This window comes from Paenibacillus sp. FSL L8-0641 (genome assembly GCF_038006265.1).
Lineage (GTDB): Bacteria > Bacillota > Bacilli > Paenibacillales > Paenibacillaceae > Paenibacillus > Paenibacillus polymyxa_D.
This window is the reverse complement of record NZ_JBBOUW010000002.1, coordinates 85,418-112,256: the sequence shown is the minus strand read 5'-3', so window position 1 is coordinate 112,256 and position 26,839 is coordinate 85,418. Positions and strand designations below refer to the sequence as shown.

General features: G+C 47.3%; 9 protein-coding genes and 3 rRNA genes. 10 read left to right on the top strand and 2 right to left on the bottom strand.

All coding sequences use genetic code 11. The features are described from left to right. Nucleotides 1-16: 16 nt before the first annotated feature. From MKY16_RS25425 to MKY16_RS25395, 7 genes are all read left to right on the top strand, one after another. Nucleotides 17-9,379 carry an amino acid adenylation domain-containing protein gene (locus tag MKY16_RS25425; RefSeq protein ID WP_340957707.1) on the top strand — a complete coding sequence of 3,121 codons (9,363 nt, stop codon included), beginning with the start codon at nucleotides 17-19 and terminating at the stop codon, nucleotides 9,377-9,379. Between the two features lie 12 nt (nucleotides 9,380-9,391). After that, nucleotides 9,392-10,645: an MFS transporter gene (locus MKY16_RS25420; RefSeq protein ID WP_340885345.1), complete on the top strand. Its 1,254-nt coding sequence runs from the start codon at nucleotides 9,392-9,394 to the stop codon at nucleotides 10,643-10,645. A 602-nt stretch (nucleotides 10,646-11,247) separates the two neighbouring features. Continuing rightward, nucleotides 11,248-12,803: ribosomal RNA gene (locus MKY16_RS25415) — 16S ribosomal RNA — on the top strand. Between the two features lie 403 nt (nucleotides 12,804-13,206). Continuing rightward, nucleotides 13,207-16,155 (top strand): 23S ribosomal RNA (locus tag MKY16_RS25410). 151 nt (nucleotides 16,156-16,306) lie between these two features. Further along, nucleotides 16,307-16,423 (top strand): 5S ribosomal RNA (gene rrf / locus MKY16_RS25405). The 16S, 23S and 5S rRNA genes sit together here, the layout of an rRNA operon. Nucleotides 16,424-16,701: 278 nt before the next feature. Further along, entirely contained in the window at nucleotides 16,702-17,553 is an 852-nt protein-coding gene (locus MKY16_RS25400) for an alpha/beta fold hydrolase (RefSeq protein ID WP_340957705.1), read from the top strand. 272 nt (nucleotides 17,554-17,825) lie between these two features. Continuing rightward, nucleotides 17,826-18,548, top strand: coding sequence for a YjjG family noncanonical pyrimidine nucleotidase (locus MKY16_RS25395; protein ID WP_340957704.1), 723 nt, complete (start codon nucleotides 17,826-17,828; stop codon nucleotides 18,546-18,548). Nucleotides 18,549-18,846: 298 nt separating this feature from the next. Here the strand turns inward: MKY16_RS25395 and MKY16_RS25390 are convergent, their stop codons facing one another. Then, nucleotides 18,847-21,123, bottom strand: coding sequence for an alpha-galactosidase (locus tag MKY16_RS25390; RefSeq protein WP_340957702.1), 2,277 nt, complete (start codon nucleotides 21,121-21,123; stop codon nucleotides 18,847-18,849). Nucleotides 21,124-21,205: 82 nt separating this feature from the next. Next, nucleotides 21,206-22,192: a LacI family DNA-binding transcriptional regulator gene (locus tag MKY16_RS25385; protein ID WP_340957700.1), complete on the bottom strand. Its 987-nt coding sequence runs from the start codon at nucleotides 22,190-22,192 to the stop codon at nucleotides 21,206-21,208. Nucleotides 22,193-22,369: 177 nt separating this feature from the next. Between MKY16_RS25385 and MKY16_RS25380 the strand changes: the two genes are divergently transcribed. From MKY16_RS25380 to MKY16_RS25370, 3 genes are all read left to right on the top strand, one after another. Beyond that, nucleotides 22,370-24,178: a cache domain-containing sensor histidine kinase gene (locus MKY16_RS25380; RefSeq protein WP_029518498.1), complete on the top strand. Its 1,809-nt coding sequence runs from the start codon at nucleotides 22,370-22,372 to the stop codon at nucleotides 24,176-24,178. Further along, a complete protein-coding gene (locus MKY16_RS25375) occupies nucleotides 24,171-25,277 on the top strand; it encodes a response regulator transcription factor (protein ID WP_029518497.1) in 1,107 nt (368 codons plus the stop codon). The genes MKY16_RS25380 and MKY16_RS25375 overlap by 8 nt, the downstream gene beginning before the upstream one ends. Before the next feature lie 199 nt (nucleotides 25,278-25,476). Further along, nucleotides 25,477-26,778 (top strand): ABC transporter substrate-binding protein, encoded by a 1,302-nt coding sequence (locus MKY16_RS25370; RefSeq protein WP_029518496.1) that lies wholly within the window; start codon nucleotides 25,477-25,479, stop codon nucleotides 26,776-26,778. Nucleotides 26,779-26,839 lie beyond the last annotated feature (61 nt).

Genomic DNA, 26,839 nt, shown 5'->3' with positions numbered 1-26,839 from the left:
TTGAGGGGGAAATCCGATGAGTAAAAGGCTTGAAATCGAAAAAGTGGCCAATTTAACGCCTTTGCAGGAGGGGATGCTCTTTCATACAGTGATGGAGCCGGAATCACAAGCGTACTATGAGCAAGTACGAATGACCATCCGGGGTGAACTGAACCTGGAGGCTCTGCAAAAGAGTTTCGAGACTCTGGTGCAGCGTCACGAAACGCTTCGTTCGAATATTTATCATAAAAGTGCTTCCCGTTCGCGGCTCATCGTATTTAAGGAGCGAAATCCAACGCTTCGTTACGAGAATCTGACGAATATTCCCAAGGCAGAGCAAGCAAAGGCCATTCGCAGCTACGCAGACGCAGAGCGAAACCATCGTTACGATCTGAGCAAGGATTTGCTCATTCGTCTGGCTGTGCTTCAAACCCAAACGAACGCATATACGCTGCTTTTAAGCTTTCATCATATTATTATGGACGGCTGGTGCCTCGGCATCGTTATGGACGAGCTGTTCGCGGCTTATGAAGCGCTGAAAGCGGGTAAGACCGTACAACTGCCAACACCGCAGCCCTATACTGGCTATGCCCGCTGGCTGGATAAGCAGGATAAGGAGGCGGCGAAGGAATACTGGCGGTCCATCCTGAACGGCTATGATCAGCCAGCCGTGCTGCCAACCCTGCCTGTAGCCCATCCGCTCCAGCCAGATACCGGGTACTTGCTGCATGAACATAAAATAACACTCACGGATGAAACAACCCGTCAATTGCGGACGGTGGCTGAACGCAACGGAACAACCCTTAGCAGTCTGTTTCTGGCTGCATGGGGAGTGGTGCTTGGAGGATACAACCAAAGTGAAGACGTCGTCTTCGGCACCGTTGTTTCCGGTCGACCGCCGGAGCTTGAAGGTGTTGAACAGATGTTGGGACTTTTCATTAACACCATACCGGTACGAATCAAATTGGGTGCAGATCAGCCATTCTCAGATCTGCTTCGTGAAGTGCAGCGCAGCGCGATTCAATCACGGGCATATGACTATTTTTCACTCGCTGAAATACAGTCCCAGTCAGCACTCAAGCAGCAACTCATGGACCATTTTGTTGTATTTGAAAACTACCCGCTGCAGGATATGGTTGGCCGGCCTGATCTGAAGGATCGACTTGGATTCGTCATGGAGGACGCCCAGCTGTCCGAAGAAACACCTTACCACTTCAACATCGAAGTGGAGGACGGAAAAGCGCTGAGCTTTATGCTGTCCTACAACAACCATGTCTACAGCGATGAAGGGATGACACGGTTAGCCGGGCATTTGGAGCATGTTCTCGCCCAGATTGCACGTACACCAGAACTCCTGCTGCGGAACATTCGTCTGCTGACCGCTACAGAAGAGGCGGAACTCACCAATGTATGGAGCGGACCGATTGCCGACTATCCTACCGGAACATTTCATGGAATATTTGAGGCACAGGCAGAACGTATCCCGGAACAGATCGCTGTCATCTACGAAGACACCGCACTGACCTATCATGAGCTGAATGAGCAGGCCAATCTGCTTGCTCAAGCATTACAAAACCGCGGGGTCCAACGCGAACATCTCGTCGCCGTGATGCTTGAGCGTTCAGCAGACATGATTATCGCTGTGTTAGGGATTATGAAGGCGGGAGCTGCCTACGTACCTGTCGATCCGATCTACCCGAAAGAAAGAATTGCTTACATGCTTCAGGACAGCGGAGCTACGATTATGCTCACGCAGTCTTCCTTGACTGAACTATTGGCCGATGTGGATTTTGCGAGTGAAGTGCTGGACTTGCCAGCGTTACTTCAACAAGCTTCACAAGCGGAGCATTCCCATCAACAAGCGTCTATCTACGCACCTATTCATGATCCTGAGGCTTTGGCCTACGTCATTTACACATCGGGAACGACGGGCAACGCCAAAGGCGTGATGATCGAGCATCGCCATTACGTAAATACGGCGTGGGGCTATAGAGAAGCTCACCAGTTAAAAGAGTTTCCCGTCAAGCTCCTTCAGATTGCCAGTATGTCGTTCGATGTCTTTGCCGGTGATCTGGCCAAGACATTCGTGAACGGAGGCACCATGGTCATTTGCCCACAGGATGTGCGCAACGATCCTCCAGCTTTGGCCCAGGTTCTCGAACAGCACGAAATTACGACGTTTGAAGTTCCACCAGCCTTGTTGACGCTGCTTATGGACTACGTATATGAACATGGTACAGATGTCAGCGCCATGAAGCTGCTTACTACAGGCGCGGACAGCTTTGGCGTTGAAAACTATCGGACGCTTTTGAATCGCTTCGGCGATACGATGCGCATCATGAATACCTACGGTGTAACCGAAGCGGCTATTGATTCCAGCTTTTATGAAGAAACAGCTGAACGTTTGCCTCCATCAGGTATCGTCCCGATTGGAAAGGCACTGCCGAATCATAAAGTATATATCGTGGATGAGGCTTTTCGTCCGCTCCCTGTCGGCGTAGCCGGGGAGTTGTGTTTGGGCGGCGCTTCTGTGGCCCGCGGTTATTTGAACCGTCCTGACCTGACGGCGGAGAAATTTGTACCGAATCCTTTTGTAAAGGGAGAGCGTCTGTACCGCACCGGAGATCTGGCACGCTGGCTGCCGGATGGCAACATTGATTTCATCGGTCGGATTGACTTTCAGGTGAAAATTCGTGGCTACCGGATCGAACCTGGTGAAATTGAGTCGGCCTTACTCCAATTGGATGAGGTACGCCAAGCGGTGGTCACGGATAGAACGGATAAAACCGGACAAAAGTATTTGTGCGCCTACGTAGCAGGTACAACCGACAAATCCCTTCTGCGGACAGAGCTTGCCAAGCAGTTGCCAAGCTATATGGTGCCCGCACATATTATCGTGCTGGATCAATTACCTTTGACCCATAACGGTAAAATTGATCGACGTGCGCTTCCAGAACCCGAAGATTTTGTGTTGACCGACGTCGAGTATGAAGCGCCGCAGAGCGAACTGGAGCAAACACTCGCTTCCATCTGGGAGGAAGTCATTGGCGTTAAGCCGATTGGTCTGCGCAACAACTTTTTCGAGCTTGGTGGCGATTCGATCAAAGCGTTGCAAATCGCAGCCCGATTAAACGCGAAGGGCCTCAAAATGGACATGAAGGATTTGTTCCGCCATCCGCAGATTGATTTGATTGCTCCTTATATAAAAAAAGTAATTCGGACCATCCCGCAGGGGGCGGTACAAGGTACAGTGGAGTTGACACCGATCCAATGGGAATTTTTTGAGCATCATCGAACAGATCGTCATCATTACAGTCAGGCTGTCATGCTCCAGAACCCCGAAAGATGGAACGAAACCTGGCTGCGAAGTGCCGTGGACAAGCTGACCATGCACCATGATGCCTTGCGCATTACCTTTGATGAACGTGAAAAAGAACCTGTCGCCTATAACAGAGGCACAGCCGAAGGTGAACACTTTACATTGGAAAGCTACGATTTTTCACATGCTGACCAGCCTGAGGAAGAAATCGCGCAGCTCACTGACGCGTTACAAAGCAGTTTTAATTTGCGTAACGGCCCGCTTGTACGTTTGGCTTTAATTCGGCTGCAGGAATCCGATCATTTGTTAATCGTCATTCATCATCTTGTCGTAGACAGTGTGTCGTGGAGAATCCTGCTGGAAGACTTGGAAACAACCTACCAACAGTTAGCTAACGGTGAAAAGCTACAGTTACCCGCCAAGACCGATTCCTACAAAGAATGGGCAGCACGTCTGTCCAAGTATGCACAAAGCGAGCTGGCGCGTCAGGAAATCAGCTATTGGAATACGGTAGAAGCTCGTGAAATACTTCCGCTGCCAAAAGATCATGAGGTTCCAGATAGCCTGATCCGTGACGTGCGCAAATCCGAAGTGACACTCAGCCGGGAAGAAAGCGAAAACCTGCTAAAACATGCGCACCATGCTTACAATACAGAAACAAATGATATTTTAATGACGGCGCTAGGACTGGCTTACCGGGAATGGAGCGGACATGCTGAAATTGCAGTCCAGGTGGAAAGTCATAGCAGGACGGAATTGATTAAAGACATTGACGTATCACGTACAGTTGGCAGGTTTACGTCCGTGTATCCGTTGGTGGTAAATGTGAGCAAACCCGAAGATTTGGCCCATCAAATCAAGCTGGTTAAGGACAATTTGCGACGCGTACCCAACAAGGGTTTCGGCTATGGCATTTTACGCTACTTGACCGACAGGGAGCAGCAGGATAGGGCAGCTCTTTTTTCTGCCAAGCCACCTGAGATCAGCTTTAGCTTTGACGGAGAAGCCAGAGAAGGTACGACATGGCGTACCTCGCCACTATCCACGTTTACTGGTACTGAAATCAACCCTCTGACTGAAAAAGCGTCCAGCTTTGATATTCATGGTGCGGTGACTGACGAAAGACTCCGCATTGTATTCGAATACAACGCACGTGAATATGAAGCATCGACGGTGGAGCGACTTACAGCCAGCTTTAAGAATCATCTGATCGAACTTATTCGCCATTGCTGTGCTAAGGATACAGCAGAACAAAGCCCGACGGATTTTACATATGGGCAATTGTCTCTGGACCAGTTTGAAAATATTGCAAATCGCTTATCAAATAAGCTGTTAAACCACCAAGTGAAAATTAAAGACCTCTATCCGCTATCCCCGATGCAGGAGGGAATGCTATTTCATTCCATACTTGATGAAAAGTCAGAGGCTTATTTCGAACAAACGATTATTACCATTCATGAAGCTATGGATACCAACCTAATCAGCCGAAGCTTACAAAAGCTGATTGACCGATATGATATTTTCCGTACGGTATTCATGTATAAGGAGGCGGATCGTCCGCTTCAGGTTGTACTGGGGGAACGATTAGCTGCTCCTGTCCATATCGAAGATGTGCGTAGTTTACCGGATGCGGAAAAGCACAGACGACTTCAAGCCATTTTACAGGAAGAGCGGCAGAGAGGTTTTGATCTGGAAAAGGAGGTTCTCATCCGGTTAACGCTTGTACAGTGGGATGAGGACACCTCAAAGCTCATCTGGATCTCTCATCATATTATTATGGACGGCTGGTGCCTGAGGACGGTAGCCAAAGATTTTTTTGATATTTACACATCGCTTCGGGACGATACTCCTTTAAAATTAGAGCCTGTCTATCCATTTAGCAACTTTATTCAGTGGTTGGAAAGACAAAATAAAGAGGAAGCAGCAGCATACTGGAAACAATATGTGGCTGATTTTGAAAATGAAACCGTCGTGCCCGGCTATACCCGCTCCGTTGATTCTTCGTTTCAGGCAGAGCAGCTCATATGCACATGGGGGGAGCGGCTGACCCAAGACATGGAGCAAATGGCCAAGCAAAACCGTGTCACCGTCAGCACCTTATTTCAAACCGTTTGGGGCTTATTACTACAAACGTACAACAACAGTAAGGACGTCATTTTCGGGTCTGTTGTGTCGGGCAGACCTGATGAAATCCCCGGTATTGAAAATATGGTCGGATTATTCATTAATACCATTCCCTTACGTATTAAAAGCTCCGCTGAACTGCGGTTTTCCGACTTGCTTACGTCTATACAGGATTCCTTGATGGAGTCCAATCGGTATTCTTATTTTTCCTTGGCTGATATTCAAGCCCATAGTGTACTAAAACAAAACCTGATCCAGCATATTGTCGCCTTTGAAAATTTTCCCGTTTCGGAAGAGCTTACGGGCTTGGAAAAAAATCCTAAAGCCCTCCGTGTTGGTGAAGTAGAGGATATTGAACAGACCAATTATGATTTGAATGTAATCGTCATGCCTGGCCGAGAGCTGGAAATCAAATTTAGCTATAACGCGCTGACGTATAACAAAAATGCGATCAAACAATTGGCTGCTCACCTCATCCAAATGATGAAGCAAGTTATTCAAAACCCAAATATCCGGGTTTCGGAGATTGATCTTTTGACAGCGGAGGAAAAACAGCAGCTCTTATTTGATTTTAACGATACACGGAGACCGTATCCATCGGACCACACCATACATCACGGATTTGAAGAACAGGCAGAGAAAACACCGGATGCAATAGCTATTGTATTTGAAAATCGTGAGCTAACCTACCGCGAATTAAATAAAAAAGCTAATCAACTGGCCACGAAGCTGCGAAAACTGGGGGTTGCGCCGGATACCATCGTAGGCATTTTGACTGAACGTTCACCAGAAATGATTATCGGTATTCTTGGTATTTTGAAGGCGGGTGGAGCCTACTTGCCCCTGGAGCCTTCTTATCCGCAGGAACGGATTATGTTTATGCTTCAGGATAGCGGTAGCGAAATTCTGCTAACCCTATCTGACAAGGGTGAACAGATGAACACTTTCGATTTTTCCGGTACGGTTCTGGATCTGGCCGACATCAGCTCCTACGACTCCGAGGACTTCATTTTTTCCGAATCGACAACGGCAGACGATCTGGCCTATGTCATGTATACATCTGGCTCAACTGGACGTCCCAAAGGTGTCATGATTGAACATCGGAATGTCATACGGCTGGTGAAGAACACCAATTACGTACCATTTGCCGAGAACGAACGCATTTTGCTGACCGGGGCGCTCGTGTTCGATGCCTGTACCTTTGAAATTTGGGGAGCATTGCTGAACGGATTGCGTTTGTACATTGTACCGGAATCCGTAATCTTGGATGCTGTTCAGCTTGGTGAAGCGCTGGATCGATATCATATTACAACGATGTGGCTGACATCGCCCTTGTTTAACCAACTCACACAGCATAAACCAGATCTCTTTGCTTCGCTAAAGCACTTGCTGGTGGGCGGGGATGTGCTTTTACCTGGGATCATTAATACGGTTAGAGCACATTCTCCGGGACTGAACGTTATCAACGTCTATGGCCCCACAGAAAACACAACATTCTCTACTTATTTCCCGATTGATAAGGAATATAACCGCATTCCTATTGGTCGCCCAATTGGCAATTCAACTGTTTATATTTTGGACTCTTCAAGCAGGCTGCTGCCTATTGGTGCTCAAGGGGAAATTTGTGTTGGTGGGGATGGTCTGGCGCGCGGCTATCTAAACAGGGATGATCTGACCCAGCTAAATTTTGTCCCTAATCCATTCATTCCGGGCGAAAAAATATATCGGACAGGTGATTTGGGCAGATGGCTACCGGACGGCAATCTGGAGTATCTCGGACGGATAGACCAGCAGGTTAAAATCCGTGGATACCGTATTGAACCCGGCGAAATTGAAACCCAGCTCATGAAACATGATGCAGTTCGGGAGGCGCACGTAGCGGTAAAAGGCACGAAGGATGGTCAAAAAACGCTCTGTGCTTATATCTCAACCGACGTACTGCTATCCAAGAGTGATATGAAGACCCATTTGACTGGCCAGTTGCCGGATTATATGATTCCTGCCCAGTATGTGTTCCTGCCGGCGTTTCCCTTGACAACGAACGGTAAAATCGACCGCCAAGCATTGCCTGAGCCAGAAATGACCAGCGGTTCCGATATGGAATACGTTGCTCCAAGAAATGAAGTGGAACAACAGTTGACGAACCTGTGGCAAGCGGTGCTTGGCGTTGAAAAGGTCGGCATTGACGACGGCTTTTTCGAGCTTGGAGGTCATTCATTGAAGGCCATTCAACTGGTATCGAAAGTACAGGAATCGAACATTCCGCTGGATATACATCAATTGCTTCAATATCAGACAATAAGAAGTTTGTCTGATCTTTTACAACGTGTTGAAGAGGGCGGAGTGAACGCGGATACGCTCATTGCGAAAGCTCAGGAGGTTGAGCGGGCTATTACAGAAGCGTTTGGTGTACAGGTCTTTCTTCAGACTGTTTCCACCGATAAGCAAAACTATTTGTTCCTGCAAGTGGAGCTTTTTCACGTAGAACAAGTTCAGGCAATCTCAGAATTTATCCAATCTCATATCCATCCAGACCTGCACCCGCATTATATCGTCCGCTGGGGAACCGACGAACCAGATAGAATTCTCGGAGCTATACCGACAAACGAAGAACAAGAAACCTTACTTAAACAACAGGCCGATGTATGGCTTGCCAGCATTGCTGAGTTAAATACTGAGTGGAATACCAATATACTAAGTCTGAATGCTATTGGGCGCTATCCGCTTGCACCAGCTCAGCATTACCATTTGCAACATTTTACAGGCTCGGGTATGGCTGTGCAGTTAGATAGCTACTTGAACACCGAGCGTTTGACCGTAACGATTCAGCGGCTTATTGAACGCCATGAATTGCTAAGAAGCGTACTTGTTCAATCAACCGGAGCATGGGAATGGGAGTTGCGTCCAGCTCCAGAGCATCTTTTTTTACCGACTGTTGATCTCTCCGGTCAGCCGGTACAAGCACAACGCAGGCTTCTTTCTTCCATTGCTTCTAACCTATTTTTAGAACCTTATAAACTTACACAGTCGCTGCAGTATCGAATCGTCCTGATTCGCTTAAATTTACGGGAACATCTGGTATTGCTCCCTTGCTCGCACATCATTTTTGATGCTACGAGCAGTGACATCCTGCGCAGACAACTCCTTGATGAATATTATCGTCCGCAGCAGACGGCACATGCGACAGAAGAGGTGCAATACCGGGAATATGTAAACCATATCCGCCAAGGCCCTCAAGGAATCGGGGATCAGGAAATCAGCGAGCAATTCAAACTCCAAATGTTTGGTGAGAATAATGATCGTATCCATGTGCTGACCGAAGAACGCAACTATGCGGACACTACCAGATATCGTTGGGAGCTGAATTTAAGCGACATTTCAGAGCAGCACGGCGCTGCGAATATGTGGGATATTTCGCTTCAAATGGCTGTACGTTTTTTCAGCAGCTATTTCCAACTCTCTGATGTTCCGCTTTGGATTACTAATTATGGAAGACAATATGGCGACCGAAACTATTTTGGAACCGTAGGCGAGTGTATTGATCATATACCCGTTGTGCTGCAGGAAGATGACTCTGAATCCTATGAAAAGAGTATCCATACCCACCTGGACTTTGCTTCACGCTATCATTTGAACTTTTTCAATCTGATTTTCAATGCTGAAATGGAGAAAGCTTACCCGGTATCCAGCAGCATTTTGAAAAAAGGACTTGAACAGCTGCCTATCGTATTCAACTATTTGGGTGAGGGACGAGAGGATGCAGAATTGCTCGACAATCTGCATACCGAAGGCACACAGGCCAATGTCAACAAGGTTGTTTTTTTTGAGTCAGAGCATGTAGGGGATATTCTGAAAATCTCACTTACCATTCCATATCATGAGAACGACCAGTATATTCATCAAATCTTCCAGACTGCTAGTGACAGGCTCTTGAATGCTTTGACCATTTTGCAGTAAGGAGATGAAGATGTGAATCCATTGTTTAAGGATAGCCGTTTTATCCGATTTTTTGCATCTCGTACTCTTGCCAATATCGCAGACAGCATTTATTCTATCGTCCTGCTGTATTTTGTTCAGCAATCGACACAGTCGGTGGCGATGACCAGCTTCACGTATACGGCCGTATCTGCGGCGTCGATTTTCAGCTTTCTCGTGGGTCCTGTGGTGGACCGTTATTCACCGCCTTTGTTAGCCAGTATCGCCTTGTTTACGCAGGCTGTGCTAATTTTGGTCGTCCCATTTCTCATTCAGGACGGGATGGTCAATCTGGTCGCTATCCTTGTTATTGTCTTCATTGCATCCTGCTTCTCCACACTGTTTTATCCGGCCAATAGTAAAATGCTGCCGCAATTGATAGGCTCGCCGGATTTGATTGTCCGGGCGAATTCCATGATTTTGTCGACGGATCAGGTTATTAATATTGTCGGATATCTGGCTGGAGCCTCGCTCATCATCGCAATGGGGATGAAAAACACGTTTTTTCTAGCCGGCGCGATGCTGTTTCTGGCAGGCTTTGTATATGTCAGGCTCAACAAGCAAATTGATGCTCCTCCGGTGGAAGACACGAACGGAAGGAGTTCGCTAAAGCTTGTGTACTATTTGAACGAATTGAAAGAAGGGTATCTTTTTGTAAAACGGCACACCTTCCTGAGAATTATGCTTCCGTTCTTTGCGCTGACAAACTTTTCGATGGCGATCTTGGTCATTGCCATGCCTTCTATCGCAGTATCCTATGGCTCGCCAATCTATTACAGCTTGCTGTATGTAGCCTACTTTATCGGTATTTTCATCGGTTCCTTTCTGGTCAGTGTATTGAAAAAGAACGGCATTACCATCGCGGTTTCCTGGGTAGCCATGGGACTGGCAATCTATGTTTTTTCCCTTGTGCCCGAGATGTGGATGAAGCTGCTGGCAGCTCTGTTATTAGGCATTTTTACTGGCATCATCAATGTGCTGCAAACGTCTTTGATTCAAATTATTACACCGCTGCCGTTACTGGGACGTGTTACAGCCTTTTTAAACACCTTGTCGAATGCGGCTCTGCCATTAGGGGCCTTGATTGGAGGGGCGCTAGCTTTACGGTTTTCTCTGAGTGAGGTTCTTTTTTTCAGTGGACTGATTACTGTACTATGCGGATTGATTATGTTTCTGGTTAAGGATATCCGCCAGTATCAGATTCCTTCTGGAGAGATTGGAAGAGTTGCCCCTTCCCAGAATTCATAAGCCATGTGCCAATGCCAGGTTCTCATCATAGAACCTGGCATTTTTGTATGTCTGGCCTCGCCATGATAAGGCTTTATCATAGACAAAGGTAAAACTATCGTTACATTTGGACACCAAAGGAGATACAAGATGGCTGAGTCTTTTAAAAAAATATACACAGCGAATTTTCTTCGCTCTTTCGGTGAAAGAAGTATAAACAGCTTATAGCTCGTTTGATACCCAGGGATTTATTCTTCAAATCATGGACGAGACGTGGGATGGGCTGGAGCTAAAAGAACGAATAAATCGGTATAATTTACATGTAGTATTCAGCAAACCTAAATGATATATTATTCATCCGGCCGTAAGATAGGCTGTGATGTAATGGTTCAAAAATTCAAAAGATCGTCTATGAGTTATTATTTACCAGTAGTATGAATCACCAAAGTATGATATATTAATTGTCCGGCCCAAGAAAAGCCGAATGAGAAAATTGATCTTTGAAAACTGAACAACGAGTGAGTAAAACGATTTTGCTTGCAAAATCAAACAAGAGATATTTTTATCTCGTCAGTTTCAACATGAGCTTATCGCTCTTTCTATAAACCAGCTTCGGTTGGTCTTTAATGGAGAGTTTGATCCTGGCTCAGGACGAACGCTGGCGGCGTGCCTAATACATGCAAGTCGAGCGGGGTTATGTAGAAGCTTGCTTCTACATAACCTAGCGGCGGACGGGTGAGTAACACGTAGGCAACCTGCCCACAAGACAGGGATAACTACCGGAAACGGTAGCTAATACCCGATATATCCTTTTCCTGCATGGGAGAGGGAGGAAAGACGGAGCAATCTGTCACTTGTGGATGGGCCTGCGGCGCATTAGCTAGTTGGTGGGGTAAAGGCCTACCAAGGCGACGATGCGTAGCCGACCTGAGAGGGTGATCGGCCACACTGGGACTGAGACACGGCCCAGACTCCTACGGGAGGCAGCAGTAGGGAATCTTCCGCAATGGGCGAAAGCCTGACGGAGCAACGCCGCGTGAGTGATGAAGGTTTTCGGATCGTAAAGCTCTGTTGCCAGGGAAGAACGTCTTGTAGAGTAACTGCTACAAGAGTGACGGTACCTGAGAAGAAAGCCCCGGCTAACTACGTGCCAGCAGCCGCGGTAATACGTAGGGGGCAAGCGTTGTCCGGAATTATTGGGCGTAAAGCGCGCGCAGGCGGCTCTTTAAGTCTGGTGTTTAATCCCGAGGCTCAACTTCGGGTCGCACTGGAAACTGGGGAGCTTGAGTGCAGAAGAGGAGAGTGGAATTCCACGTGTAGCGGTGAAATGCGTAGAGATGTGGAGGAACACCAGTGGCGAAGGCGACTCTCTGGGCTGTAACTGACGCTGAGGCGCGAAAGCGTGGGGAGCAAACAGGATTAGATACCCTGGTAGTCCACGCCGTAAACGATGAATGCTAGGTGTTAGGGGTTTCGATACCCTTGGTGCCGAAGTTAACACATTAAGCATTCCGCCTGGGGAGTACGGTCGCAAGACTGAAACTCAAAGGAATTGACGGGGACCCGCACAAGCAGTGGAGTATGTGGTTTAATTCGAAGCAACGCGAAGAACCTTACCAGGTCTTGACATCCCTCTGACCGCTGTAGAGATATGGCTTTCCTTCGGGACAGAGGAGACAGGTGGTGCATGGTTGTCGTCAGCTCGTGTCGTGAGATGTTGGGTTAAGTCCCGCAACGAGCGCAACCCTTATGCTTAGTTGCCAGCAGGTCAAGCTGGGCACTCTAAGCAGACTGCCGGTGACAAACCGGAGGAAGGTGGGGATGACGTCAAATCATCATGCCCCTTATGACCTGGGCTACACACGTACTACAATGGCCGGTACAACGGGAAGCGAAATCGCGAGGTGGAGCCAATCCTAGAAAAGCCGGTCTCAGTTCGGATTGTAGGCTGCAACTCGCCTACATGAAGTCGGAATTGCTAGTAATCGCGGATCAGCATGCCGCGGTGAATACGTTCCCGGGTCTTGTACACACCGCCCGTCACACCACGAGAGTTTACAACACCCGAAGTCGGTGGGGTAACCCGCAAGGGAGCCAGCCGCCGAAGGTGGGGTAGATGATTGGGGTGAAGTCGTAACAAGGTAGCCGTATCGGAAGGTGCGGCTGGATCACCTCCTTTCTATGGAGAATCGTTTCCGGAGAGCGGAAACATTCAAATTAGCAGGTACATGTACCTGCGACCGGATATTCAATTCGGTTCATCACATTCGTGTGAATGAAATGAATATCCTGAACTTACTCACTCGTTGCTCAGTTTTGAGAGCTCAAACTCTCACATTGGATTTCCAAAATATACTTGTATTCAAGTATTGAGGAATTTGATATGATATTTTTCCGGGGTTAAAGCCGGGGAGAATATTGCACCTTGAAAACTGGATACCGAAACGAAATTGCGTTTTAGAATATTCCTTTAAGCTGATCTTGTGTAAACAAGTGAAATAAAGGTAGCTGCCTTGAATTTCATTCACACGTAAGTGTTGAACCGAAATTCAAAGCAAATCGTATTTACGATGTAAATACTAGGTTAAGCTACAAAGAGCACACGGAGGATGCCTAGGCGCCAGGAGCCGACGAAGGACGTGGCGAACAACGATAAAGCCTCGGGGAGCTGTAAGCAAGCTTTGATCCGGGGATGTCCGAATGGGGAAACCCGGCTGTCTTCATCGACAGTCACTTTCTGCTGAATACATAGGCAGAATAGAGGCAGACCAGGGGAACTGAAACATCTAAGTACCCTGAGGAAGAGAAAACAATAGTGATTCCGTCAGTAGCGGCGAGCGAACGCGGATTAGCCCAAACCAAGGAGCTTGCTCCTTGGGGTTGTGGGACGTCTCACATGGAGTTACAAAGGAACCGGTTAGATGAAGAGGTCTGGAAAGGCCCGCCAGAGAAGGTAAAAGCCCTGTAGTTCAAAACTTGTTCTCTCCGAGACGGATCCCGAGTAGTGCGGGGCACGTGAAACCCCGTATGAATCCGGCAGGACCATCTGCCAAGGCTAAATACTCCCTGGCGACCGATAGTGAAGCAGTACCGTGAGGGAAAGGTGAAAAGCACCCCGGAAGGGGAGTGAAATAGATCCTGAAACCGTGTGCTTACAAGAAGTCAGAGCCCTATGATATTTTCCTTTGGAAAAATCACGGGTGATGGCGTGCCTTTTGTAGAATGAACCGGCGAGTTACGTTCCCGTGCAAGGTTAAGGTGAAGAGCTGAAGCCGCAGCGAAAGCGAGTCTGAATAGGGCGAATGAGTACGTGGACGTAGACCCGAAACCGGGTGATCTACCCCTGTCCAGGGTGAAGGTGCGGTAACACGCACTGGAGGCCCGAACCCACGCATGTTGAAAAATGCGGGGATGAGGTGGGGGTAGCGGAGAAATTCCAATCGAACCCGGAGATAGCTGGTTCTCCCCGAAATAGCTTTAGGGCTAGCCTCGGAAAGAAGAATCGTGGAGGTAGAGCACTGATTGGGTGCGGGGCCCGCAAGGGTTACCAAGCTCAGTCAAACTCCGAATGCCATAGATTTAGTTCCGGGAGTCAGACAGTGAGTGCTAAGATCCATTGTCGAAAGGGAAACAGCCCAGACCATCAGCTAAGGTCCCCAAGTGTGTGTTAAGTGGGAAAGGATGTGGAGTTGCACAGACAACCAGGATGTTGGCTTAGAAGCAGCCACCATTGAAAGAGTGCGTAATAGCTCACTGGTCGAGTGACTCTGCGCCGAAAATGTAACGGGGCTAAACACACCACCGAAGCTATGGCTTGATGCTTTGCATCAGGGGTAGGGGAGCGTTGAATGCGGGTTGAAGGTGTACCGTAAGGAGCGCTGGACTGCATTCAAGTGAGAATGCCGGTATGAGTAACGAAAAGATCTGTGAGAATCAGATCCGCCGAAAGCCTAAGGGTTCCTGAGGAAGGTTCGTCCGCTCAGGGTAAGTCGGGACCTAAGGCGAGGCCGATAGGCGTAGTCGAAGGACAACAGGTCGAAATTCCTGTACCACCGTAATCCGCTATGAGCGATGGGGTGACGCAGTAGGGTAGTGACGCGGACTGATGGATGTCCGTCTAAGCAGTGAGGCTGATGTGTAGGCAAATCCGCACATCGTTAAGGCTGGGCTGTGATGGGGAGCGAAAATTGTAGTAGCGAAGGTCATGATCTCAGACTGCCAAGAAAAGCCTCTAGCCAGGAGAAGGTGCCCGTACCGCAAACCGACACAGGTAGGCGAGAAGAGAATTCTAAGGCGCGCGGAAGAACTCTCGTTAAGGAACTCGGCAAAATGACCCCGTAACTTCGGGAGAAGGGGTGCCTCGGTAGGGTGAATAGCCCGAGGGGGCCGCAGTGAAAAGGCCCAAGCGACTGTTTAGCAAAAACACAGGTCTGTGCGAAGCCGCAAGGCGAAGTATACGGGCTGACGCCTGCCCGGTGCTGGAAGGTTAAGGGGAGTGGTAAGCTCGCAAGAGCGAAGCTATGAACCGAAGCCCCAGTAAACGGCGGCCGTAACTATAACGGTCCTAAGGTAGCGAAATTCCTTGTCAGGTAAATTCTGACCCGCACGAATGGCGTAACGACTTGGGCGCTGTCTCAACGAGAGATCCGGTGAAATTTTAATACCTGTGAAGATGCAGGTTACCCGCGACAAGACGGAAAGACCCCATGGAGCTTTACTGCAGCTTGATATTGAATTTGGGTACGATCTGTACAGGATAGGTGGGAGCCGTAGAACTTTGAGCGCCAGCTTGAAGGGAGGCATCCTTGGGATACCACCCTGATCGTATCTAGGTTCTAACTTGGTACCGTGAACCGGTGCGAGGACAGTGTCAGGTGGGCAGTTTGACTGGGGCGGTCGCCTCCTAAAGAGTAACGGAGGCGCCCCAAGGTTCCCTCAGAATGGTTGGAAATCATTCGAAGAGTGCAAAGGCAGAAGGGAGCTTGACTGCGAGACCTACAAGTCGAGCAGGGACGAAAGTCGGGCTTAGTGATCCGGTGGTACCGCATGGAAGGGCCATCGCTCAACGGATAAAAGCTACCCTGGGGATAACAGGCTTATCTCCCCCAAGAGTCCACATCGACGGGGAGGTTTGGCACCTCGATGTCGGCTCATCGCATCCTGGGGCTGAAGTAGGTCCCAAGGGTTGGGCTGTTCGCCCATTAAAGCGGTACGCGAGCTGGGTTCAGAACGTCGTGAGACAGTTCGGTCCCTATCTGTCGTGGGCGTAGGAAATTTGAGAGGAGCTGTCCTTAGTACGAGAGGACCGGGATGGACGTACCGCTGGTGTACCAGTTGTTCCGCCAGGAGCACCGCTGGGTAGCTATGTACGGAAGGGATAAGCGCTGAAAGCATCTAAGCGTGAAGCCCCCCTCAAGATGAGATTTCCCAATTAGTAAGACCCCTTGAAGACGACGAGGTAGATAGGTTGGGGGTGGAAGTGCAGTAATGCATGGAGCTGACCAATACTAATCGGTCGAGGGCTTATCCTAAAGATAAAGCGCAATGAGTTTCGGATCCAGTTTTCAGGGTGTAACCTTGAACGTATGTACAAGTGACATACAACAAGCGCATGGCTATTCATTCACACGATAAGTGATGAAGCGAATAATCGTACGATAGAATTTGCATAGCAAATTCATGTTTGGTGGCGATAGCGGAGGGGTTCCACACGTACCCATCCCGAACACGACCGTTAAGCCCTCCAGCGCCGATGGTACTTGGACCGCAGGGTCCTGGGAGAGTAGGACGTCGCCAAGCAAGATAAAAGTATGACCTCTATATAAAAAACCGCGATAATCGCGGTTTTTTTGTTTCCAAAAAGATGTGTTTGTCAAAAATCCTGTATGAATGCCATAAGTCAAGACAAGTAAGACAAAAGTAAACCCGTTTTGTTTTTGAAAAAAACATGTTAAACTTTTCTCATAAAAATAAATGTACTTTCTGAGGTGAGTTGAAGTGTTGGAACGTTCTATGGAGAATACAAGGGAATTACACAAAGGAAAGGGAGTGATTTGAAAAAGAAAAGGTGATTATAAATGAGCACTTATCAAACAGTTTTTAGTGATGGATTTGAGCTGAAATATGCTATAAGAGGTAACGGAAGGCCGATATTGGTGATCGGCAGCAGTGTATATTATCCTCGTTTATTTTCAGACCATTTATATAAAAAGTTTCAGTTTATTTTTCTGGATCATCGAGGATTTGCAAAACCGACTCGAGCTTTAAAACCAGAAGACTATACTTTGGATAAAGTTATTAATGATATAGAAACAGCAAGACAATGCCTTCATCTAAATGAATTTATCATATTAGGACATTCCGGGCATGCCTTTATGGCTTTGGAATATGCTAAACAATACCCGGATTATGTTCAAAAAGTGGTGCTATTAAATTCAGCACCTACGAACAGCCAAGAAAGACAGCGGCAAAGCTCTTCATTCTTTTATGAAACGGCCAGCCCAGAAAGAAAGGAACGTTTTGAAAAGGACATTGTTTTATTAGAGGAAGATATCAAAAGAGACCCAGATAGAAGATTTGTTCACATGTGTATACGAATGGGAGCCCAAACCTTTTATGATTATGCTTACGATGCGGCTTATATGTGGAAGGATGTATACACGAATATGCCTATCATTGATTATTTATGGGGAGAAGCTTTCGGTAACATGAATTTAATACAATCCTTGGCGGATATCCATAAACCTGTATATATTAGTTTGGGAAGGTATGATTTTTTGGTTGCGCCAGTTTCTTTATGGGATAGGGTCGATGACACCTACGAGAACGTGAAAAAAGTGATTTTTGAATATAGTGGGCATAACCCAATGTTTGAAGAACCTCATTGTTTTGATCAAACATTAGCTAAATGGATGAATGAAGATCACTAGGATTTTTGCTAAATCATCTCTTAGATGCTCAGAAGCCCGTAAAATGAGAATCACCTTCATTTTACGGGCATTCTTATTGAGCGTTATTTACCTTTTGCACCGATGACAAAATACTATGACTTTGTTATTAGTGACTTGACGGTTTAACTAGGTTCTGTATAATAACCGAAAGGTAATAATGTATTGTTAGTTTTTCGTTGTGCTACTATCAGAAACAATCTAAGACTCATGGAACTGAACAATAGTCGTAAAGCAATGATATGGAGGTCGTTATGAAATACGAAATTATTATATTTGATGTCGATGACACGCTGTTTGATTTTAAAAAGGCAGAGAGTTATGCGCTACATAATACGTTTACCCAATTTGGCTTGCCACAAGGGGCCACGGAGTATAAAGCTAGTTATGATGAAATCAACAGCGTATTGTGGCGAGAGGCAGAGGAAGGACTTATTACCTCAGCGCAACTGCGTGTGGAGCGGTTTAAGCGATTATTTACTTTTCATGATCTAGATTTTAATCCAGATGCTTTTAGTGCTGCATATTTACGTTATTTGGGTGAAGGTGCTTTTTTAATGGACGGAGCGGTTGAATTATGTGATATGCTGTCTGATTGTCGCTTGGCGATCATTACGAATGGAATCAAAGAGGTGCAAACCTCCAGAATTCAGCTTTCACCGCTGCGTGATGTATTTGAACAGATAATTATTTCAGAGGAAGTGGGTTGCCAAAAGCCACAAGCTGGTATTTTCGATTACGCATTTACTAAGCTAGCCATTTCAGATAAGAGTAAGGTTCTCATGGTCGGTGATTCTTTGACCTCCGATATTCAAGGAGGCAACAAATACGGAATTGATACCTGTTGGTTCAACCCTGCTGGGAAAACAAACGCGTCTGGCATTCAACCTACTTATGAAATAAAAAGCCTGATGGAGTTATCGAATCGTGTGCTTTCAAAGCGTCCCATCCTGAATCGTACATCGGCGGAAATCTAGATGAATGAGAAATTGGAAATCAGGATGAATAATGTCGAAATCAGAAGGACGGAAGTTAAAGACACCGAAAAGTTGAATGAATTGTTTAGAGTTGTGATTACAGACACGTTCACTTAAGAAGGCATTGGTCATATGCTGGAAGATATAGAGGACGAAATTGAGACTAAGCGAGCGTATTTGGTAAGTGACATGGAGAGTCACGGTTAGCAACACGGGCACCAAAGTGATTAAACAAGGCAGGCCGGAAAATCGGTCTGCCTTGTTTTGATTTTTTTATCGTCACTGGCCAGATTCACAATTAGCAGGAAATAGCTTTAAGGCGGAAAGTAGAGCTGGTGAAGTCTCCAGAGAGATCCGAGACAACAAGCCCAATTTTCATTAGGCGGTCGCCTCCAAAAATTTCGCCATCAAACGCTACGCGGAAGGGGGAACCGCCATCTTCCACTAAGGTATTACCCGTATGGACTGCAGTATTGCCCTTCGCTCCATGTTCGATAATATACTTTTTATCTGGGTCAAGCCCTTTTAGAGTTAGTCGCCGGATGGGCCCATTGGGTTCTGCTAGTACACGGAAGTACGCAACAAAAGCTTCGGACTGGTCCTCGCTAACGAACATCCAGGCTGTGTCGCCGCGGCCCTCAAATGGACTAAGAAGCCGATACATATCTCCTTGCTGAACAAGGGAACGAATTTCCTTATACTGGGCGATTTGTTTGGCAGCGAGCTCCTTTTCTTCCTTTGTAAATGCGGTTAGGTCAAGTTCGTAGCCAAAATTCCCGCTCATTGCCACGTCGCCGCGTATAGCGAGGGAGGTGATTCGTCCCACCTGGTGATTCGGTACATTCGATACGTGTGCGCCCATGGTACTGGCTGGATACACGATGCTGGTGCCGTACTGGATAGCCAATCTTTCAATGGCATCGGTATCGTCACTGGTCCATGTCTGCGGCATATAGTAGAGCATTCCGGGATCGAATCGTCCACCGCCTCCGGAACAGCTTTCGAACAAGATGTCCGGGAACTGGGAGGTCAGACGTTCCATCAGATCGTAAAGTCCGAGCATATATCGGTGTGCAGTTTCCTTTTGTCGTTCACTAGGAGCTGTAGCCGAAGCAATCTCCGTCATATTACGGTTCATGTCCCACTTGACATAAGTAATCGGAGCGATCGAGAATACGGAGCTAAGCGTCTCATACAAGTAGTCGCATACTTCCTTGCGGGAGAGATCGAGCACCAGCTGGGATCGGCCTTCCGTTCGCCGCCGACCTTCCGCATGCAGGCACCAGTCGGGATGGCTGCGGTACAGTTCACTATCCGGTGATACCATTTCCGGCTCAACCCACAAGCCAAACTGTAATCCTTGTTCATTAACCCGTTTTGCTAGGTCGGCAAGCCCGCCAGGCAGCTTGCGGCGGTCTTCAAACCAGTCCCCAAGCGAATTGTCATCGTTGTCGCGCTTACCAAACCAACCGTCATCTAGAACAAAGAGCTCAATTCCAAGGGGCCCTGCTTCCTTGGCAATCGCTTCGATTTTGTCGGCGTCGAAGTCGAAATACGTGGCTTCCCAATTGTTCACGAGAATCGGACGTTCTTTGTCACGGTAAGCCCCTCGGCACAGACGTGTGCGATAGAGTCGGTGATAGGTGCGTGACATGCCTCCAAGACCTTCTTCGGAAAAGACCAATACGGCTTCAGGGGTCTGGAATGACTGACCCGGCTCAAGCCGCCAGGAGAAGTCAAAAGGATTGATTCCGATACTTACACGAGTCTGATTGAATTGCTCTACTTCTGCCTGTGCGACGAAGTTGCTGCTGTAGATTAGACTGAAACCGTAAACATCCCCACGATCTTCAGTCACATCAGGACGAAGCAGTGCCAGAAAGGGATTCATTTGGTGACTGCTAGAACCCCTTCGGCTCTCGAGCCTAAGAGAGCCGGGTCCGAGATCGCGGCGTTGGATATGTCTTTCCCGAACCCAAGCTCCAGGTAAGTAGAGAGCTTGGTAGTTGGAATCGGCGAAGTCGACAGAGGCGCTCATGGCGTGTTCAATATTTATGGTAGCGCTTCCCTTTTGTTCAAAAAAAGTAGATCTAGCAATGGCACTGTGGTTCGCAAATACAGTATAGAGCAATGTGGTCTTAAGCCCCGAGTATTGATCCTCAAGGATCAAAAAGAGGGTTGTAGCTTCATCATCCGATTCGGCATAGACGGAAGGAAGTCCCTCGAGCTTGGGTTTACCCGGTTCAATACGGTAACCACTATATTTCAGCTCCGTAGTCCGAGTTCCGTCCGCAAGTGCAACCTGGTAAGCTGGTTGACGAAAGTCGCTTGTTCCATACTGGGGGTATTCCTGAGGAAGCGTGTCCAAAGAAATTGTACGGCTGGAAGAAACGGGAGTGGGAGAGAAAGAGCAACGCTCCCTAAGTTCCAATATACTTGCGAGACTTTGGTCATGATGAAGTTGAGCTCCCCAATAGACATGTGCGGGATATCCTTCTACAAGCTGGATAATATAGCTGCAATCCTTGGACTGCAAATGAAACAAACCAAGCGCCTCGTTAACATGAATGTTCATGATATTCACTCCTTAGGGGGTTATCATTATTGTTTTACGTAAGAATACTGATCAATGACAACAAGACTCTCAAGTATTGATGTTAGCCTTTTTTGCATGAGCTCTCCCGAATGACAAGCTTAGTCCCGATCACGCTGTACGCAGGTGGTTCACGTCCCTCAAACCGTTCAGAGAGTAGTTGCACGGCAGCCTTTCCCATCTGTTCGGGATAGGCACGGACAGTGGTTAGCGGAGGCTGCACGAAGGCTGCCATCTCAATGTCGTCGAAGCCGACAACAGCCATATCTTCTGGTACCTTGACTCCATGTCCATGAAGGGCTCGGAGGGCACCAATAGCGAGCGGATCACTTGCAGCGAAGCAGGCTGTCGGTCGTTCCTGTTGGGTTAGGAGTTCGTTCATCATGAGATAACCATCCGCGGTACTCCAGGCACCTATACGGACGAATTGAGGATTGTACAACCCTTGTTCCCGCATGAATCGTTCAAAATAATGGGCCCTTCGCTCACCGTCGCTCTTACCGCCGATAAATCCGATTTGTCGGTGGCCAAGCTCAAGTAGATGTCCGAGTGCCTGATCAACAGCTTGTCTGAAATGAAGTCGTACAGAATCATACTCCAACTGTTCATGGTACTGGTCGACAAGGACAATGGTGTTCTTGTCAGGATGAAGCTTGAATACCTCTTCAGGATCAACGCCGCCCACAACAATCAGACCATCCGCCTTCTGTAAGGTGCCGATGGACGAGCGGCCTCGCAAGGTCTGTCCCAACGTCAGGCCAAGCTCTTCACAGCGCAGTTCGATTCCACGGCGGATCGAGGCGTAATAAGGATCGTCTCTTTCCTCCTCAATAGAACACCACAGCAGGAGGGAGACCGTTTTCCCGGCCCGTTCCGTATTCTGCTTTAATTGCCTCAGCCGGGTAGGCTTATACCCGAGTTGCTCGGCAACCAAAAAAATTCTGTTTTTGGTGTCTGAGCTTACGGACAGTGACAGATCGTTATTTAAAACCCTTGAAACGGTTGCGGCAGACACACCCGCTTCGCGGGCAATGTCTTTAATGGTTGCCAAAAGAGCTCACACCTTTTTAGTTAATAATTTTACTAAAAATCGACTTTATCATAACACATCTCTAAAGTACTTTCAAGATGGACGGTTGAATTTTTTAAACTTTATTTTTGATCTACTACTGTAGAGATTGTTTGTGTTAACATGATGGATATTCTCTTGATGACGGAGGGGTTCTAGGTGAATATTCTGTCACTAGCTCGTAAGTGGTTTGGTCGACTTCGCTTTAAAAGCAAGGTTATAGCGGTATTTCTTCCGCTAATTATTGTTTCTCTGCTTATTCTTGGACTATTGTCCAACCAACTTTTCAGCCGTTCTTTGATAGACCAAACTACCAGCAATGTGGTCGATGAGTCTCAGCTTATCTTGTCTAGGACCGATTACATATTCAGGAGTGTGGAGACGGCGGCCAATATTATGGTCACGAATATTAACCGGATGTATGATTCATACGGTGCCAAACCTGATACTGCCATGGAGCCTATTCAGTTTGGAAACTTGATGCAGAGCCGCCTATCCATTGATTTGTCAATCTTTCGTGAGGTGGATGCCGCTGTCTTCATTGATAACGAAGGGAAGATTTTCGCCTCTTATACCGAAAGCGGGGATGATCGCAAGATCTATAGCATGCTTAAGCGGGTAAGGGAATCTGAAAGTTATGGACAGGCCCTCTGGTTTGATATGGAGAAGAGGGATTTCCTAACACCAGATCCGAGCTCTCCCGTTTTGACACTGGGGAAGACGGTCATTAATATAGACACCGGCGAACCTTATGGAACGCTTTTTCTGTTAGTGAAGGAAGAAGGTTTGTCCGATTACTTTCGTTCCAGCGATCCAGATGCACCCAAATCTTATTATTTTTTAGATAACGAAATGCGCGTGGCTGTGGCAGAAGACAATGAGATGCTGATGAATCCGGTGAATCCACAGCTGGGTGAGGCCATCCAACGTTGTGCCCCTAATGCATCCCATGGAACGTGCTCATTCGAGTATGAGGGCAACCTGATAACGGTCACTGATTATAACCGAATGGAATGGAAGTTGGTCAATATTGTTTCTCTTAGCCTGCTTACAGCTGATGTCCGGCAAAATGTTAGATTGTCGCTATTAATCGGTGTGTTATGCCTTGTTTTTTCCTGGCTGGGTGCTAGCTTTCTGTCCAGAATGGTCGTTAGTCCTCTCGAACAATTGACTAAGGCCATGCGAAAAGTAGTAACTGGTGATTTGCAACCTGTTGCGACAGTCCGTACTGAAGATGAAATCGGTACCATTGCGGAAGCGTTTAACTTTATGGTAAGACGGGTTCGGGAGCTGCTGGATGAGGTAAGGCAGGAACAGAACCGTAAGCGTGAATATGAGCTTGCACTGATAAGCGCCCAAATTAAACCGCATTTTCTGTACAACACTTTGGATACCATTTATGCACTCAATGAGTTAGATCGTAATGAGGAGGCTAGAGATACTACAAAAGCGCTGGCAGATTTTTATCGAATGGTGCTGAACAAGGGACGGGAACTAATCACTTTAGAAAAGGAAGCTCAGATTACTGATGATTACCTGACGATTCTGCAAATCCGTTATCCCGATGTGTTTCGCTATGAAGTGGATATTCCTCCCGAGTTTGAAGGTACACCGATCCCGAAGCTCTCGCTTCAGCCGCTTGTCGAGAATTCGATTTACCATGGCCTTAAGAAGAAAGGAACAAAAGGTTTTATCCGCATTTTTGCCTTTAGACAGGGCGATAAGGTGGTCGTTAGAGTGGAGGACAACGGTGTGGGGATGAACGAAATACAGGTTCAGACCATTATGTCCAGACATTTGCCGGAAGAAGGAATACGATCAATCGGCACCTACAGCGTTCAGCAGCGGCTGAGCCTGTATTTTGGCGAGGAGTATGGGATATCCGTGCAAAGTGTGCTCACGAAGGGAACAACTGTTGACCTGTCGCTGCCGATGCTGCCAAAGGGGAGTGAACACCAAAATGTATAAAGTGATGATTGTCGATGATGAACCGCTGTTCCGAGACTTTCTGCGTATGAAGATAGATTGGGAAATTCATGGTTTTCGGGTTTGCTGCGAAGCAAGGAACGGACAGGAAGCACTTCAGGAAGCCGAGCGGCATCAGCCACATCTCGCCCTCGTAGATATCAATATGCCCTTCATTGACGGAATTGAATTAGCCAAGAGGTTGAAAGTCAAGTTCGAACGCATCGTTATTGTATTCATATCTGGACATAACGAATTTGAATACCTACAGAAGGCGGTTCGAACCGGAGTACAGGATTATTTGTTGAAGCCGTTCAATGCAGAAGAAATGCTCTCGATGTTGGAACGCATTAAGCCGAAGCTACCGGTGCTTCCACAGGAGAGCGAAAGTGCAGAGTTAAGGGGACAGGGCGGCGAAGTGTTGCATAGCAGAGCAGGTATGCCTGATTTGGGCCATCTACGCGATGCGGTTGTGCTTGACCTCCGAATGAAAGACAGTGAAACGCTAGAGGAGGTCCGTAAGGCAATCCGTCAGCTTAGTAAATATAAATGGGGAGACGAATACGCAGATGCGATGCTTATGGGAATCGTATCTTTAGCCCTTTCCTTTGCCAGTGAACGAGGCATTCCTTATGACCGGCTATGGGAAAATGGAGGAGACAATTCTCCTTACGAACGGCTGCGAGAGTTAGATTCCTGGGAGGCTGCTGAAGGTTGGATGCTCGCTCTATACCGCAAGCTGATCCAGCTGATGGAGAATATGCGTCCTACGAAGGCTTCCAATTTATTTGTGGCGGCGATCAACTATATTGAGGAACATTATGCAGACTCAGAGCTGTCTGCTGAGCAGGTTTCGTGCGGAGTATTCGTCGATCCCAGCTACCTGCGCCGCGTATTTCGCAAGGAGTCTGGCTTTTCCATAGTGGATCATATTACACACATCCGAATGAAGAAGGCTAAGGAGCTTTTGCTGAAAGGAAATCGGAAGCTGTCAGAAATCGCTGAAAGTGTAGGATACAGTGACCCCAATTATTTTGGCAAATGCTTCAAGAAACGCTTTGGCATGACACCCACTGAATATGAGCAACTCAAAAAAAGGTAGCGCCTGTCCTGCGAGGCAGGACAACTTCGATTTAAGCCTGGCGGTTTTCCTATATACGGAGAACCGCTGCTCTATTTGTCCCGTTTTTTACTGGTTATGCCCGTTTTATTCCTTAATCAAGAATAGAAGCGGCAGTATACTGTAGTCATGCAAATGAAAGCGCAAACATAAAACACACTGCATGAGGGGGATTAAGCAAATGAAAAAAACTTACAAAAGTTGGAGTGCAGCTTTGCTAGTGCTCACTATGTCGATTGGATTGATTGCTTGTGGGGAAGATAACTCGACCTCTTCCAAGAGCGAGGCAGGGGACGGTACGATCAAATTAAAGGTGTATGCACAACATTTTGATGACGATACCATAAAGCCGTTCGATTATGCGGTGGAAGAGCTTAAAAAGAAGATGCCAAACGTAGAAATTGAACTGGATCCTGCCGTACAGGACGGAGGACAGAAGCTTAAAACCTATGCGGCAACGGGCAATATGCCGGATGTCTATTTAGCGGATTGGGCTGTCCTGCAAACTTTCGCAAAATCGAAAAATGTTGAGGTGCTGGACAGCTATGACACAACGGCCGAATTCAAGAAGAATCTTAACCCGGGTGTTGAATCGCGTTTGATAGCTCCAGACAACCATGTGTATGCTTATCCCGAAACCGGCATTGAATTCCAAATGATCTATTACAACAAGTCGATTTTCGAGAAGGTAGGAATTAAAACACCGCTTAAGACGATTGACCAGATGGCCGATGCAGCGAAAAAGTTGAAAGCTGCTGGTTACGTACCTATGTCAATCTTTGCCAAAGAAAAATGGATTACGACCGCTTTCTATAATGGGCTGGTTACAAGGGAGCAGCCGCGTGGGTTCGGAGCACTTGATGAGAAGGGTGTAAAAGCATTGCCGGAAGCATTCGTAACAGCGGCACAGCAGATGAAGCAACTGCAAACAGCCGGATTATTCGATGCAAACGCGACGAACACCAATTATGATCAGGCTTCGTCCCTGTTTTATCAGGGCAAAGCTGCCATGTTCGTGAATGGACAATGGGAAATTTACAGCTCACAGGAAAAACTGGGCGACCAGGTCGACTGGATGTACTGGCCTGCAAAGGATGAAGCAACCTACGAGAAATCCAAATATTTCATTGACGGCTCAGGTTCTCCACAGGGCTACGCAGTATCATCGAGTAGCAAAAATAAGGAAACAGCCGTAAAGGTAGCGGCATTCCTTGCCACAAAGTCAGCCGAATACAGATACACTCAACTTGGAAGCCCAATTGTTTCGCAGAAAGTGGATAAGCCAATCGCCTCCAATGTTCCAGCAATGATGCAGCGAGTTGTCAAAGAGTTGCTGCCAAATGCGCAGGAATATGCTCAACTTCTGAGTAGTACAAAAATTCAGAACACTATTAATGACAATACTCAGAATTTGATGGTAGACAACTTTTCTGAAAACGATTTTGTGAACAATCTGAATAGCACATTGGACAAAGAAAACTGAGAATTCAGGAACTCGGCTGCCCTTGGCGGCATAAGTCGCTAGGGGATGCTGTTCCGAAGAT